At 67.3% G+C, this 13,481-nt stretch carries 10 protein-coding genes and 1 pseudogene; 3 read left to right on the forward strand and 8 right to left on the reverse strand.

The genetic code is table 11. The features are described 5' to 3' along the window. Positions 1-2: 2 nt before the first annotated feature. Positions 3-1,127: an ABC transporter substrate-binding protein gene (locus QFZ47_RS14395; RefSeq protein WP_307656276.1), complete on the reverse strand. Its 1,125-nt coding sequence runs from the start codon at positions 1,125-1,127 to the stop codon at positions 3-5. A gap of 56 nt (positions 1,128-1,183) precedes the next feature. On the opposite strand from QFZ47_RS14395, the gene QFZ47_RS14400 reads away from it, so the two are divergent. Genes QFZ47_RS14400 through QFZ47_RS14410 form a run of 3 tightly spaced genes read left to right on the forward strand, consistent with a single transcriptional unit; the run spans position 1,184 to position 4,708 of the window. Beyond that, positions 1,184-3,271, forward strand: coding sequence for a molybdopterin-containing oxidoreductase family protein (locus QFZ47_RS14400; RefSeq protein WP_307656277.1), 2,088 nt, complete (start codon positions 1,184-1,186; stop codon positions 3,269-3,271). After that, positions 3,268-4,398: an aminopeptidase gene (locus QFZ47_RS14405; protein ID WP_307656278.1), complete on the forward strand. Its 1,131-nt coding sequence runs from the start codon at positions 3,268-3,270 to the stop codon at positions 4,396-4,398. Before QFZ47_RS14400 ends, QFZ47_RS14405 begins: the two co-directional genes overlap by 4 nt. Next, positions 4,391-4,708 (forward strand): polyhydroxyalkanoic acid system family protein, encoded by a 318-nt coding sequence (locus QFZ47_RS14410; protein ID WP_307656279.1) that lies wholly within the window; start codon positions 4,391-4,393, stop codon positions 4,706-4,708. The genes QFZ47_RS14405 and QFZ47_RS14410 overlap by 8 nt, the downstream gene beginning before the upstream one ends. Positions 4,709-4,723: 15 nt before the next feature. Here the strand turns inward: QFZ47_RS14410 and QFZ47_RS14415 are convergent, their stop codons facing one another. The 7 genes and pseudogenes from QFZ47_RS14415 to QFZ47_RS14445 all read right to left on the reverse strand — a co-directional run bounded on the left by QFZ47_RS14415 (position 4,724) and on the right by QFZ47_RS14445 (position 13,345). Continuing rightward, complete coding sequence (locus QFZ47_RS14415) at positions 4,724-5,461, reverse strand: SDR family oxidoreductase (protein ID WP_307656280.1); 738 nt, start codon at positions 5,459-5,461, stop codon at positions 4,724-4,726. A 310-nt stretch (positions 5,462-5,771) separates the two neighbouring features. Next, positions 5,772-7,298, reverse strand: a complete 1,527-nt coding sequence (locus QFZ47_RS14420) for an FGGY-family carbohydrate kinase (protein ID WP_307656281.1) — start codon at positions 7,296-7,298, stop codon at positions 5,772-5,774. Next, complete coding sequence (locus QFZ47_RS14425; RefSeq protein ID WP_307656282.1) at positions 7,295-8,431, reverse strand: alcohol dehydrogenase catalytic domain-containing protein; 1,137 nt, start codon at positions 8,429-8,431, stop codon at positions 7,295-7,297. The genes QFZ47_RS14420 and QFZ47_RS14425 overlap by 4 nt, the downstream gene beginning before the upstream one ends. Before the next feature lie 151 nt (positions 8,432-8,582). Beyond that, on the reverse strand, positions 8,583-9,563 hold the full coding sequence (locus QFZ47_RS14430; protein WP_307656283.1) for an ABC transporter permease: 981 nt from the start codon (positions 9,561-9,563) through the stop codon (positions 8,583-8,585). 323 nt (positions 9,564-9,886) lie between these two features. After that, a complete protein-coding gene (locus QFZ47_RS14435) occupies positions 9,887-11,404 on the reverse strand; it encodes a sugar ABC transporter ATP-binding protein (protein WP_307656284.1) in 1,518 nt (505 codons plus the stop codon). 12 nt (positions 11,405-11,416) lie between these two features. Next, a pseudogene (locus QFZ47_RS14440) lies at positions 11,417-12,338 on the reverse strand (ABC transporter substrate-binding protein). 113 nt (positions 12,339-12,451) lie between these two features. Next, positions 12,452-13,345: a helix-turn-helix domain-containing protein gene (locus QFZ47_RS14445; RefSeq protein ID WP_307656285.1), complete on the reverse strand. Its 894-nt coding sequence runs from the start codon at positions 13,343-13,345 to the stop codon at positions 12,452-12,454. Positions 13,346-13,481: the final 136 nt, after the last annotated feature.

Consider the following 13,481-nt stretch of genomic DNA (forward strand, 5'->3'; position numbering starts at 1 on the left):
GGTCAGGTCCTGATCTTGCCGTCCGCGGTGATCATCGACAGCTCGACAAACTTCGAGCCGACATGGTTCTTGGCCGAGAACGACACCTCGAAGCCGCCGAACTGCTGCCGGTCGATGCTTTCGAGCCCCGCGATGAGGCCGTCGCGCGAGGCCTTGCCCGTCGTGCGGCGCAGGCCCTCGGTCAGTACCTTGGCCGCGAGGTAGCCCTCCATGCTCGAGAAATTGGCGCTCGCGCCGGCGCCGGCCTTCTTCACCGCCTCGGTGAATTCCCGTGCGAGCGCGTTGGCCGGGTTGTAGGGCGAGGGCACCACCTGCGTCACCATCACGCCCGCGCCTTCCTTGCCAAGCTCGTCGGCCAGCGCCTGGGTGCCCACGAAAGACACATTGAAGAACGTGCCGCCGTAGCCCGCCTTGCGTGCCTGCCGGATGAACGCCGCGCAGGCCTTGTAGGCGCCCACCTGGACCACCGCGTCCGGCCGCGCCGCCGTGATGCTTTTCACGGCCGATGCCACATCGACCGAATTGCGCTCCACCGTGGCCAGCGCCACCGGCTTGAGTTCCTGCTGCGAGAGCGCCAGCGTCACGCCGTCGAGCCCGGCCTTGCCGTAGGCGTCGTTCTGGTAGAAGACCGCGATCTTCTTCAGGCCCAGGTGCGTGAGCTGCTTCACGATCAGCGCGGTTTCGTCGTTGTACGAGGCGCGCAGGTGGAACACGTTCCTGTGGAAGGGTTCGCGCAGCGATATCGCGCCGGAAAAAGGCGCGACAAAAGGCACCTTCTCCTTCACCGCGAGCGGCAGCGCCGCCATGCTGGTCGGCGTGCCGATGTAGCCGAAGAGCGCGAACACGTCCTCGTCGATCAGCTTTTGCGTGTTGGCGGCGCAGCGGTCGGGCTCGTAGCCGTCGTCGAGGTTCTTGATGACCACGTTGCGCCGGCCGGGCTGGGCGTTGTATTGGTCCAGGAACAGCTTCGCGCCCTGGTGAAACTGGATGCCGAGCTGCGCGGCCGGACCGGTGAACGGTGCCGATTGGCCCAGCACCAGCGGCACGTCGCCCTGTGCCCGTGCCAACTGAAAGCCGCCCAGCGCCGCCGCGCCGGTGGCCAGGGAAAAATGTCTGCGATTGATCATGTGAACCTCCTTCGCGCCTTGCCGCGCCTCTGCCTGGAAAACTTTAGACTTGCCGGATGGTCGATACCCCGGTCTTGGCAACTGCTGTCTCCCCCACCCACACTTCCACGGTCCTGGGCGCCTGTCCGCACGACTGTCCGGACACCTGCGCCCTGGTCACCACCGTCAGGGACGGCGTGGCCGTGAAGCTGCAGGGCAATCCGGCCCATCCGCACACCGCTGGCGTTCTGTGCACCAAGGTTTCGCGCTACATCGAGCGCAACGACCATCCCGAAAGGCTGGTCCAGCCCCTGAAACGGTCCGGTCCCAAGGGCAGCGGCCAGTTCGAACCCGTGAGTTGGGACGCCGCTCTTGACGACATCGCCGCGCATCTCCGTGCATTGCAGACAGATCCGGAAACAATTGTGCCTTACAGTTACGCAGGCACCATGGGTTTGGTCCAGGGCGAGTCGATGGATCGGCGTTTTTTCCACAAAATGGGCGCGACGCTGCTGGACCGCACGATCTGCTCCATGGCCGGCGGCGAGGCCATGGTCCACACCCTGGGCGCCAAGGTGGGCATGCGGATCGAGTTCTTCGCCGAGGCGAAGCTGATCCTGATCTGGGGCAGCAACTCCATCGCCAGCAACCTGCATTTCTGGCGCCACGCCCAGGCCGCCCGGCGCGCCGGCGCGCGGCTGGTGTGCATCGATCCGCGCAAGACCGAAACCGCCGACAAGTGCGACGAGCACATCGCCTTGCTGCCCGGCACCGACGCCGCACTGGCGCTGGCGCTGATGCATGAACTCATCGTGCACGACTGGCTCGACCACGACTACATCGAACACCACACGCTCGGCTGGGAGCAGCTGCGCGAGCGCGCACTGCAATGGCCGCCTTCGCGCGCGGCCGCCGTGTGCGGCGTGCCCGAGGCGCAGATCGTGGCCCTCGCGCAGGCCTACGGCACCACCCGGCCGGCCGCCATTCGCCTGAACTACGGCATGCAGCGCGTGCGCGGCGGCGGCAACGCGGCGCGCGCCATCGCCTGCCTGCCCGCGCTGGTGGGCGCCTGGCGCGACCGGGCGGGCGGGCTCCTGCTGAGCAGCTCGGGCCACTTCCCGGCCGACCGCGCCGCGCTGCAGCGCCCCGACCTGCTCGCGGGTCGCCAGCCGCGCACCATCAACATGAGCACCATCGGCGACGCGCTGCTCGACGAGGCCAGTCCGGTGAAGGCCATCGTGGTCTACAACAGCAACCCGGTCGCGGTGGCGCCCGAGTCGGGCAAGGTGGTGGCGGGCTTCGCGCGCGAAGACCTCTTCACCGTGGTGCTGGAGCAGTTCCGCACCGACACCGCCGACTACGCCGACTACCTGCTGCCCGCCACCACCCAGCTCGAGCACTGGGACATCCACTGCAGCTACGGCCACACCGACGTGCTGCTGAACCGCCCCGCGGTGGCGCCGCGCGGCGAGGCGCGCAGCAACGCCTGGGTGTTCCGCGAACTCGCGCGCCGCATGGGCTTCGACGAGCCCTGCTTCTCGGACGACGACGAGGCGCTGTGCCGCAGCGCCTTTGCGCCGGGCGCCATCGACCATGAGCAGCTGCTGGCGCAGGGCTTCACCAGCCTTGAACTGCCCGAAGCGCCTTTTGCCGATGGCAAATTTCCGACGCCTTCGGGCCGCTGCGAATTCTTCAGCGCACGCCTGCAGGCGCAAGGCATGGACGGGCTGCCCGACCATGTGCCCAACTACGAAGCGGCGGGCAGCTCCACCGAGTTTCCGCTGGCCATGATCTCGCCGCCGGCGCGCAATTTCCTCAACTCGACCTTCGTCAACGTGACGAGCCTGCGCGCCATCGAAGGCGAGCCGCTGCTCGAGATCCACGAGTCCGACGCCGCCGCCCGCGGCATCGAGAACGGCGCCGTGGTCCGCGTGTTCAACAAGCGCGGCGAGCACCGCTGCCGCGCCGAGGTGTCGCGCCGCGCGCGGCCCGGCGTGGTGCACGGCATGGGCATCTGGTGGCGCAAGCTCGGCCTGGACGGCACCAACGTCAACCAGCTGACCAGCCAGCGCCTGACCGACATTGGCCGCGGGCCGACCTTCTACGACTGCCTGGTCGAAGTGGAGCGTATTGCTCCCTCTCCCTCTGGGAGAGGGTTGGGGTGAGGGCTGCCCCCGCATTCGCCCTGGCCGCCGCACTGCCGCTGCTCGGTGGCTGCGCCGACCTCGGCTACTACTGGCAGTCGGCCAGCGGGCACCTCGGCATCCTGCGGGTGGCCAAGCCGGTGCCCGTGTGGCTGGCGGACCCCGCCGTGTCCGCGCCATTGAAGGCCAAGCTCGAGCTCGCGCAGCGCATCCGCCGCTTCGCCGTGACCGAACTGGCGCTGCCCGACAACCCCAGCTACACCTCCTACGCCGATCTGCACCGCCCCGCGGCGGTGTGGAACGTGGTGGCCGCGCCGCCGTACTCGCTCACGCTCAAGAACTGGTGCTTCCCGGTGGCCGGCTGCGTGGGCTACCGCGGCTACTACGACGAGGCCGCGGCCAAGGCGGAAGCCGAGGCGCAGCGCGCCAAGGGCCTGGAAACGGCCGTGTACCCCGTGCCGGCGTATTCCACGCTGGGCTGGATGAACTGGGCCGGCGGCGATCCGCTGCTTTCCACCTTCATCGGCTACCCCGAAGGCGAGCTGGCCCGCATCGTGTTTCACGAGCTCGCGCACCAGGTGCTCTACGTGCCTGGCGACATCGTCTTCAACGAGTCGTACGCCACTGCGGTGGAACGCATCGGCGGCGCGATGTGGCTGCAGCGCGAGGCCAGCGAAGCCGCGCGCAGCGAGTACGCGCGCTTCGACGCGCAGCGCCAGCAGTTTCGCGCGCTGGCCCTCGAAACGCGCCGCGCGCTCAACCAGGCCTATGAATCGGCGGAGGCCAAGGCCGGCGACCGGAGCGCGGTCGATGCCATGAAGAAGGCGGCGATGGTCAGCTTCAGAGAACGCTATGCGAGGCTGCGCGCAGAATGGCAGGGCCCGCGCCAGGGGGCCTACGACATCTGGGTGGCGCGCGCCAACAATGCGACTTTCGCGGCCCAGGGTGCCTACGACGATCTGGTTCCGGGCTTCGAGGCCTTGTTCGCGCGCCAGAGCCACAACTGGCCGCGCTTCTACAAGGAGGTCCGCCGCATCGCCGCGCTGCCGACGATGGAGGAGCGGCGCCACGCATTGCAGACGGCCACCGGAATCCTGCAGACGAATTCCAGCCAGAACCACAACAACAACGGAGAGCACGGTGCCTGACATTCATATCGAACGAAACCACGCGCTGGGCATTGCCGGCGCACGCGAAGTCGCACGCCAATGGATCCAGCAGGTCGGGCAGGATTACGGCCTGGAGTGCACTTACACCGAAGGCGAGACCTGCGACATTGCGCAGTTCAGCCGCGCGGGCATCGACGGCACGGTCGAGGTCACGGCCGACACGCTGACGCTGGAGGCGACGCTGGGCTTTCTGTTCAGCGCTTTCAGCGGCCAGATCGAGCAGAAGATCTCGCGCAACCTCGATGCGCTGCTGAGATCATCGAAAGGCGGCGGCGCCCGCTTCGCCTGAGCGAGCGGCCATCGATCAGACGATGGTGTAGCCGCCGTCCACCGGCAGCGCGGCACCGCTGATCATCGATGCGCCATCGGAGAGCAGGAACAGAATGGGCGCCACCACCTCTTCGACCTGCGCGAATCTTCCGAGCGGAATGTTCCCGAGGGCCGCCGCGCTCCTGGCCGGATCGGCCCAGGCCTGCGCGGCCATGGGCGTGAGCGTGACCGTGGGATTCACGCTGTTCACGCGAATGCCGTGCGGCCCGAATTCGAGGCACAGCGAGCGCGTGACCGCATCCATCGCGGCCTTCGATGCGCAATAGCAAAGATGCGCATCGAGCGCGACCAGCGAGGCCTGGCTCGACACGTTGACGATGCTGCCACGCACGCCGGCCGCGATCATCGCCTTGCCGCAGCGCGAGGCGACCAGTGCTGCGGCGCGCGCGTTGACGGCCATCACGGCGTCGAAGCTGTCGGCCTGCAGGTCGAGTGCGGATTCAAGCAATGCGATGCCGGCGCAGTTCACCACGAGGTCGAAGGTTGGCAGGGTTGCGAGTGCGCGTTCCAGTTCAACTGCGTTGGCCACGTCGACCACCAGTGGCGTGCAACCGGCTTCCGTGTGCAGTGCGTCGAGCGCGGCGGCATTGCGTCCCACGGCCGTCACCTCTGCGCCTGATTGCGCGAGCCGAACCGCAACTGCGCGGCCGATGCCGCTGCTTGCGCCTGTCACGAGTGCGCGCTGGCCTGAAAAATCGAAGGAGGTGGTCATGTCAGTTGTCCGTTGCTTTGGCGCGGTGTGCGTTGCGGATGCATTCAGGGCGTGTGCCCAGGCCACCGGGTACTCCCCTCCGCGAATGTCCCCCGGCCTGCGGCCTCCTCCTTGATTTCGCTGCGGGGAGCACCCGATGCCCTGTGCACCTGGGCGCGCTCCGGGTGCACAGCCGATCAACCACGGCTCTGTCCAACGCTCCCGCTGATGGGGTGCCTTGCGCAGCGAAATAAAGGGGGAGGCCGCAGGCCGGAGGACATTCGCGGAGCAAGGTACCCCGTCGGCGGGAGCGCGCCCTGAATGAATGTGTTCATTTCAGCCGATGCATCGCATCGCGCAATGCCGGGTAAAGCGACTTGTAGATTTCGAAGCGCTCGCGGTACACGGCTTGTGCCGCCGGCTCGGGCCGCGCACGCTCCACCAGCGTGACCCAGCCGCGTTCGGCAGTGGCCGCATCGACCAGCCCCGCGCCGAGTGCCGCGAGCATCGCTGCACCGAGAGCCGCCTCGACCTCTTCCTCGATGGTGAACACCGGGTAGCCCGTGACGTCCGCCACGATCTGCATCCACAGGTCCGAATGCGCCGCGCCGCCGACCACGATCAGCCGGTCGTCCAGCGGTTGGCCGCTCTGGCGGCCGGCCTCGATGTTGTGCTGCAGCGCGAAGCTCACGCCCTCGAGCACTGCGCGGTACAGGTGCGCGCGGCTGTGCGCGAGCGAGAGGCCGATGAAGGCGCCCTTGGCCTGCGCGTCCCAGATCGGGCTGCGCTCGCCCATCAGGTAGGGCAGGAAGACCAGGCCCTCGGCGCCGGGCGGCACGGCGATGGCCTTGCGCTCGATCAACGCATGCGCGTCCTCGCCGGTGCGCACCGCCTCGGCCGTCTCTGCCTGGCAGAAGGTCTCGCGAAACCACGTGACCGCCGCACCCGCGGTGATCGCGCCGCCGAACACATAGCTGCGGTCGGCGCCGCGGTAGACGTGCGGCATCGTGATGAGCCGGTGGCGCGCATCCACCGTGGGGCTCACGAAGCCCCAGCACATGCTGGTGCCGATCATCGCGACATGGTCGCCACTGCCGGTGACGCCCGCGCAGAAGGTGGCCACGGCCGCATCGACGCCGCCCGCCATCAGCGGCATGCCTTCGGCGAGGCCGAGCTTCGCGGCCCATTCGGCGTTCAGGCCGCCCACCACGTCGCTCGACTCGACCAGGCGCGGCGGCATCATGCGCGCCGGAATGCCGAGCATCTGCATCGCCTCCTCGGACCACTGCCGCTGCGCCGCGTCGTACACGCCGCCGATGTTGCCGGCCGAGCTGTGGTCGACTGCGAGTTCCCCGGTCAGCCGCCAGTTGACGTAGCTGTTCGGCGGCAGGAACCAGCGCGTCTTCGCCCAGACCTCGGGCAGGTGCTCGCGGATCCACAGCATCTTGGTGAAGCCGTAGTAGCTGTCGACGCCGTTGCCGGTGATCGCCTGCAGGCGCGCCACGTCGACGCTGGCGTTCACCGCATCGACTTCGGCGGTGGCACGGCGGTCCATCCAGATCAGGCAGGGGTGCAGCGGCTGCATCGCCTCGTCGACCGGGATGCCCGCGCCGCCGTACAGGCTGCTCACGCACATCGCGGCGATGTCGGAAGGCGCCACGCCGCTCTTCGCCACGCAGGCGCGCACGCTCTCGCACACCGCGTCGAACCACACCGCGCAGTCCTGCTGCGCCCACAGCGGCTTCGGCGTGTCGGGCTGGTAGGCCACGCTCGCCTGCGCATGCACCTTGCCGTCGATGCCGGCCAGCAGGCACTTGGTGCTCTGCGTGCCGATGTCGACGCCGATCACGTATTTCATGATGTTGTGCGTGGCTGCGGCTTGAGCAGCACCTTGATGGAATCGAGCGAGTTGGCCAGTGTGAAGGCGCGCTCCCACTCGGTCAACGGAAAGTCGTGCGTCACGATGCCCTTCGAGGTGACGAGCCCGCGCGCCAGCAGGTCGATCGCAATCGGGTAACAGTACGGCCCCAGGTGTGCGCCGCGCACATCGAGCTCCTTGCGGTCGCCGATGATCGACCAGTCGGCGCTGGTCTCCGAGCCGAACACGCTGAACTCGACGAAGCGCCCGAGCTTGCGGATCATCTCCAGCCCCTGCGTCACGCCGATGGGCGCACCCGTGGTCTCGATGTAGACGTCGCAGCCGTAGCCTTCGGTCAGGCCCTTGACGATCGCGTCGGCGTTCTCGATCTTGGGATTGATCGTCACGTCGGCGCCGAACTGCTTGGCGAGTGCGAGGCGCTCGGGCACGAGGTCGATCACGATCAGCTTCTTCGGTGTCTTCAGGCGCGCGGCCTGCACCATCATCAGCCCCAGCGGGCCGGCGCCGGCGATGACGACCACGTCGTCGAACTGGATGTCGCCGCGGTTCACCGTGTGGATCGCGCACGAGAGCGGCTCGATGATGGCCGCGTCTTCGAGCGAGATGCCATCGGGGATCTTGTGCACGCGCGAGGTCGGCGGCAGCCGCATGTAGTCGGCCATGCCGCCGTCGGCCACGATGCGCTGGAAGCCGAAGATGTTGTGCACTTCGCACATCCAGTACTTGCCCGATGTGCAGAAGCGGCACTTGCCGCAGGGCACGATCTGCTCGGCGATCACGCGGTCGCCTTTCTCCACGCCGAAGTGCTCGGCCGCACCTTCGCCGAGCGCTTCGACATACCCGAAGAATTCGTGGCCAGGGATGACTGGTGCCTTGACCCACGAGGGCTGGCCGTCGCCGCCCCAGAACATCTTTGCGCCCGAGTGGCACTTGCAGTCGGAAGCGCAGATGCCGCAGGCCGCGATGGAGATCAGCAGCTCGTTCGGGCCGATGGTCGGCATTGCGACGGTTTCGAGGCGGTAGTCCTTGGGGCCGTGGCAGACGACGGCCTGCATGGCGGCGAGTTGGCCGATGGCGCCCGATGCGCCGGGCTGGAGCTTTTGATAAGACATGGGTTCCTTGTTGTGAGGCATGTTGGAAATTTCTCCCTCCCCTTCCGGGGGAGGGCAGGGGTGGGGGCAAGCGGCGTCGCTACTGGGCACGCCCTGCCTGCCCCCATCCCAGCCTTCCCCCGGGAGGGGAAGGAGCAAGGCAGAAGAGGGGTCAGCGTTTTGCCTCGCGGCTGATGAAGATCGCGAGCAGCACGATCCCGCCCTTGATGATCAATTGCAGATACGGCGACACGCCGATCATGTTGAGCCCGTTGTTCAGCACGCCGAGCAAGAGCGCACCGACCAGCGTGCCCACGATCGCGCCGCGCCCGCCGGCAATCGACGTGCCGCCCATCACCACCGCCGCGATGGCATCGAGCTCGAAGCCCACGCCCACGCCGGGCTGCCCGCTCGTTACGCGCGCCGCCTGCACGATGCCCGCGACGGCGGCGGTGAAGCCGCTCAGCGCATACACGAGCAGCTTGTAGCGCGACACGCGCACGCCAGACAGCCGCGTCGCCTCCTCATTGCCGCCGATCGCATACACGTAGCGGCCGAAGGGCGCCATGTTGAGCAGCACGTACGCCACGAGGTAGGTCGCCAGCATGATGAGGATCGGCACCTTGATGCCCGCGAGCACGCCGCCGCCGAGGAAGGCGAAAGAATCGGGCAGTCCATCGATCGGGTAGCCACCGGTGTAGATCAGCGCAATGCCGCGCGCGATGCCCATGGTGGCCAGCGTCACGATGATCGGCGGCATGCGCAGGTAGGCCACGCAGTAGCCGTTGAAGAGGCCGATCACGACGCCGACGGCCAGCCCCAACGGCACAGCGAGCATCGGAGGAAGTCCGAACTGCACCATCATTCCCGAAGCCAGCGTGCCGGACAGCGCCACCACCGCGCCCACCGAAAGATCGATGCCGCCGGTGAGGATGGCGGCGGTCATGCCGACCGCGATGATCGCGTTGATCGACGACTGCAGCGCGATGTTCTGCAGGTTGCCCCAGGACAGGAAGTTGTCGGTCGCGGCGATCATGAAGACCGAGATCGCGACCAGCCCTACCAAGGGAAGAAAGGCGGTCGAGCGGCGCAGCTGGGTGAAGAGGCCGCCTGCCGGTGCGGGCGGCGTGGGATGGGTTGCGGTTGCATTCATTTCAGGGCTCCATGGCGCATTGCTTGAAGATGGGCGCTGTTGTTCGGGGCGCAGTTGTTCAGGGCGTGTGCACAGATCACCGGGTACTCCCCTCCGCGAATGTCCCCCGGCCTTCGGCCTCCTCCTTGATTTCGCTGCGGGGAGCACCCGATGCCCTGTGCACCTGGGCACGCTCTGGGTGTACAGCCGATCAACAACCGCTCTGCATAACGCTCCCGTCGATGGGGTGCCTTGCGCAGCGAAATCAAGGGGGGAGGCCGCAGGCCGGAGGACATTCGCGGAGCAAGGTACCCCGTCGGCGGGAGCGCGCCCTGAAGCGGCAGTCATTGCAAGCCCCCCGACGAAGTAGCGTGCCGCATGATGTCCCCCGAATTGATGGCCTCGCCTTCGAGCGTGGCCACGATGGACCCGCCCGAGAACACCGCCACGCGGTCGCACATGCCCACGATCTCGGGCAGCTCGCTCGAAATCATGATGATGGATTTTCCCTGCCGCGTGAGCTCGCGCATCAGGCCGTAGATCTCGGCCTTGGCGCCCACGTCGATGCCGCGCGTGGGCTCGTCGAAGATCAGCACTTCGCTGGCGTGGCCGAGCCAGCGCGCGATCACCACCTTCTGCTGGTTGCCGCCCGACAGCGTGGCCACGCGCGTCTCGATGCCCGGTGCCTTCACACCCACGCGCTTCGAGAGTTCGGCGGCCGATTGCTTTTCCGAGCGCTGGCTTACGAACCCCGCGCGCTTGTGGCTGCCGAGGTTGTTCATCGAGATGTTGAAGCGGACCGTGAAGTCGGTGATCAGCCCCTCGACCTTGCGGCTCTCGGGCAAGAGGCCGATGCCGTTCTTCAGAGCCTGCGTCGGGTCGTTCAGGCGCACGGGCCGGCCGTTGCGCAGCACCGTCTTGCGGTGCACGCGGTCGGCACCCATCATGCCCAGCGCGAGCTCGGTGCGGCCCGAACCGACCAGTCCTGCAAAGCCGAGGATCTCGCCTTCATGCAGATCGAAGCTGTTGACCGGCCCGCCCTTGGCGAGCTGGATCTCGGGCACTTCGAGCACCTTGCGCCCGCGCGGCGCGGGCTGCGGCTTGGGCGGAAAGCTGTGCTCGATGCGGCGGCCGACCATCATCTGGACCAGCGCATCCACATCGGTCGCGCCCACCTCCGCATGCCCCGCGTTGGCGCCGTCGCGCAGCACGCTGATGCGGTCGCACACCTCGAAGATCTCGTCCAGGTGGTGCGAGATGAAGATCATCGCCACGCCCCTGGCGCGCAGTTCGCGCATGATCCTGAACAGGTGCTCCGCCTCGTTGGGCGTGAGCGTGGCGGTGGGTTCGTCGAGCACCAGCAGCTTCGCATCGAGCGACAGCGCCTTGCCGATCTCCACGAACTGCTGCTGCGCCACCGAGAGCCGGCAGATCGGCACGCCAAGGTCGATCTGCACGCCCAGCTCTTCGAAGATCGCCTGCGCCGAACGCTTCATCGCGGCCTTGTCCATCAGGCCGAAGCGGTTTGTCAGGTAGCGGCCGAGAAAGATGTTTTCCACCGCATTCAGGTACGGCACCAGGCTGAACTCCTGGAAGATGATGCCGATGCCCGCCGCAATCGCATCGCCGTAGCCCGCGAAGCTGCGCTCGCTGCCCTCGATGAAGATGCGCCCCTCGTCGGCCTGGTAGATGCCGCCGAGGATCTTCATCAGCGTCGACTTGCCCGCGCCGTTCTCGCCGAGCAGCGCATGCACCTCGCCCTTGCGGATGGAGAGGTCGATGCCCGAGAGCGCCTTCACGCCCGGAAAGCGCTTGGACACGCCTTCCAGCCGGAGCATCTCGTCTTCTGCGGAGGAGCTCATGGCCAACGCCGGTTACCAGCTGAAGGTCTTCGCGCCCTCGGCGTCGATCAGCTTCACGTCCACCGGCACCGCGGCCGGCACATTGGCGCCCCACTTCTTCGCAAGCGCGATGCCGATGGCCAGGCGGATCTGGTCGCGCGGGTATTGCGCGGTGGTGGCGATGAACTTCGAGCCCGGCTTCTGCATCGCCTTGATGGCTTCGGGTGCGCCGTCCACGCTGGCGAGCTTCACGTCCTTGCCCGCTGGCCTCGATGGCGGCGAGCGCGCCCATCGAGCCGCCGTCGTTCACGCTGAAGATGCCCTTCAGGTCCTTGTTGGCCTGCAGGATGTTTTCGGTGACGGTGAGCGCGGTGGCGCGCTCTTGCTTGCCGTTCTGCGTGCTCACCACCTTGATGCCGGGGTACTTGGCGAGCGCTTCGCGGCAGCCCTTCACGCGCTCCAGGATCGGCACCACCGGAATGCCGTCGAGGATGGCCACGTCGCCTTTCTCGCCGATGCTCTTCGCGAGGTATTCGCAGGCGAGGCGGCCCGCGTCGGTGTTCTTCGAACCGACGAAGGAGTCGACCGGCCCCTGCGCATTGGCATCCACCGCCACCACGATCAGCCCCGCCTTCTTGGCCGAGCGCACGGCCGACTGCACGCCGGCGGAGTCGGTCGGGTTCAGCAGCAGGATGTCGATCTTCTTCTGGATCATGTCCTCCACGTCGCCGATCTGCTTGGCCACGTCGTGCCGGGCATCGGTGGTGACCACGGTTGCGCCGATGCTGGCTGCGGCTTCCTCGAGCGCCTGCTTCATCGTCACGAAGTAGGGGTTGTTGAGCTCCTGGAAGGTCATGCCGATGCGCAGCGGCTGCTTCGGTGCCTGCGCCTGCGCGGCGGAGGCACCGAAAGCCAGAGCGGCGACGAGGGCGGTGGCTTTGAGAAGGTTCTTCATGGTGGCTGTCTCCTGGGGTTGTGACTGTCTTGGAAAAACGCTGGCAAAGGCGCGCCCCGCGCGGCGCCCGAAGCGCCGCGCCGATGACGACGCGGGAACACGGAAAAAGCCGGCTACGGCACGCTGGCGGCGGCACGCGAGGCCGCGGCCTGCATGCGGTGGAAGCTGCGGAACTTGGTCGGCGGCATGCGCTTGTGCAGCAGGAACTGCCGGTTGAAGTTCGACACGTTGTTGAAGCCCACGTCCATGCAGACATCCAGCACCGGCTTCTCGCTGCTGGTGAGCAGCTCGCAGGCGCGGCTGATGCGCAGCCGGTTCACGTAGCGCACGAACGACTGGCCGGTGTGCTTGCGGAAGGCGCGCGAGAACGCACTCGGGCTCTGGCCCACCAGCTCGGCCAGCATCGGCTCGCGCAGGTCGTCGCCGAGGTTGGCCGCGATGTGCGCCAGCACGTTGTTGATGGCGTGCGACATGAAGGCCTTGGGGTCGGGCTTGAACGCGGGGCTCGCGAGCCGCTGGCGGTCGTTGCTGTCCACCAGCAGTTCGAGCAGCGAGAGCAGCAGGATCACGCGGCGCAGACCGCGCGCTTCGAGCAGCGATTCCATCAGGGGCTTGGCGGCGACGGCGGTTTCGGCCGAGAAGAGCAGGCCCGAACCCGATTCGGCCAGCAGCGGGGCAATGCGCTCGAACTCGGGAAAGGCGGCCGCCATGTTCGTCGCCAGCTGCGCCGGAAACTGGATCACGATGCCGCGCCGCTCCACGCTCTGGCCCGCGGGCACGTCGCTGATCCAGTTGTGCGGCAGGTCGGGGCCCATCAGCACGAGGTTGCCGGGCTCGAAGTGGCCGACGTGGTCGCCCACGAAATACACGCCCCGGGTCTCGACGATCAGCTGGATCTCGTACTCCGGATGGAAGTGCCAGCGCACCGTGCGATACGGATAGCCGTGCGCCCAGGCGGTGAATGATTCGTCACCGCGGACTTCGACGATTTCCAGATCGGGCTGCATGGACGGTTCCTTTTCCTTGTCTCGGGGCGCACTGTACGAATCGCCCCGGGCGCCAACAACCAGAGATGGCGCTCGAAATTGATACTTTTTTGACTTTTGTGCAAGCCCGCCGGCCAAGGCGTTGCATCGCAGCAAA

The sequence above is a fragment of the Variovorax paradoxus genome (assembly GCF_030815975.1).
In the GTDB taxonomy this organism is placed as follows: domain Bacteria; phylum Pseudomonadota; class Gammaproteobacteria; order Burkholderiales; family Burkholderiaceae_C; genus Variovorax; species Variovorax paradoxus_N.